The 1,682-nt window shown below is 34.8% G+C and carries 3 protein-coding genes; all 3 read right to left on the bottom strand.

Going from position 1 to position 1,682, the window contains the following annotated elements; translation table 11 throughout:
- Window positions 1-191: PTS sugar transporter subunit IIA (locus IDG60_RS13230; protein WP_206160780.1), on the bottom strand; the 191-nt coding region annotated here is incomplete at its 3' end.
- 5 nt (window positions 192-196) lie between these two features.
- On the bottom strand, window positions 197-1,117 hold the full coding sequence (gene pfkB, locus IDG60_RS13225; RefSeq protein WP_000640737.1) for a 1-phosphofructokinase: 921 nt from the start codon (window positions 1,115-1,117) through the stop codon (window positions 197-199).
- The coding region (locus IDG60_RS13220) for a sugar phosphate isomerase family (RefSeq protein ID WP_206160779.1) at window positions 1,114-1,682 on the bottom strand (569 nt) is incomplete at its 5' end. The genes IDG60_RS13220 and pfkB, both read right to left, overlap by 4 nt.

Genomic DNA, 1,682 nt, shown 5'->3' with positions numbered 1-1,682 from the left:
GCAATACCTTCGCCGATACCAGTTGTACTTTGTGATTCTCGATTGTGAATCGCTTCCTTAAATGACGCGACATCACTTAATTTACCTGCTTTGTCTAATTGATTTACTAACTCATCAATAACACCATTTTTGTCATTTGCCATTAAATCCATTGCTATCGTATCTTTTGTTAATAACTCTGTTACTCTCATTATTTTCACTCCCCATCAAGTACGCTAATCGTAACTTGTGATTTTATTTTTTCTATAGCGTCCCGTGTTGCTAAGTCCTCATCAAATGCCGTGGCAGTACCGCATGCGACTGCTTGTTGGAATGCTTTTTCAATCGTTAAACCTGAAGCAATTCCAGCCACCATGCCTGCAACTGTACTATCACCAGAGCCAACTGTATTAACCACTTTCCCTTGTGGATTAACTGCTTTAATACTGATTTCTTTATCAATATAAATAGCACCATCACCGCCAAGCGAGACAATAACAGATTGCGCACCTTTATCAACTAACAAACGACCATATTTAATAACATCTGTGTCTGAGTTCACTGTTGTATTAAACATCACTTCTAATTCATCTTTATTAGGTTTAATAAATAGTGGATGAAATGGTAAAACGCTTTCAGCCAATTCTTTTTCAGCGTCGACTACTAATTTAGCACCTGTCTGTGCTGTAATTTGTGCAATTTGCGCATACGCATCGCTTGGAATACTACTTGGTACACTTCCAGCAACAATAACTATATCTTCGCTTGTTGTATTTTTAATTTGTTGTAACAGTTGTTCAAATTGTGTTGACGTTATATGAGGACCCGGTGCATTGATTTCTGTTTCTTGTCCTGTTTTTAATTTCACATTAATACGTGTATCTTCATCAACTTCAATAAAATTCGATTGAATTGCACTGTTATTTAATGTATCTATAATGAATTTCCCAGGAAATCCACCTGCAAATCCCAAGGCAGTTGACTCAACATCTAATGTCTTTAAGACGCGCGAGACATTAATACCTTTCCCCCCAGCGAATTTATATGTTGCTGTTGCTCTGTTCAAACCATCAATTTTAAAATCATTCGTAAAAATGACATAGTCAATTGAAGGATTGAAAGTCACTGTATAAATCATAAAGTCCCTCCTATAAAGTGATACTTTTGTTGGTATTCTTTTAACGATTCTTGATTTAATGCTTTTTCAGATGTGATGATTGTCGTACTTTCTAGCAAAGGTACACGAGCAAAATATACTTTATTAAACTTAGAATGATCTATAAGTACAAATGATTGATTGGCTAATGACATTGCTGTTTGTTTAACTAATGCCTCTTGCTCATCGGGAGTAGTTAATCCAAGTTCAATATCTAATCCATTCATCCCGATAAAAGCTTTATCGAAACAATATCGTCTTAATATCTCCATAGCACTAGAACCAATCGTAGCAAGTGTATTTTCTTTAACTTGACCACCTAGCATAATTGTTTTAATACCTTTTTTAAGTAAAGCTTCTACATGTGTTAAACCATTGGTTACCACAATGATATCTTTCGCTTGAATATATTTAATTAGCTCCAATGTAGATGAACCAGCATCGATAAATAAGCATTCATTATCGTTGATTTGATTAGCTGCTATTTTAGCAATCATTTTCTTTTCATCAAGATTCGTTGCTAATTTTTCAGTTAAATTCGCCTCAA

It is taken from the genome of Staphylococcus sp. EG-SA-2, from assembly GCF_017152085.1.
This window is presented reverse-complemented; position numbering and strand designations above follow the sequence as displayed.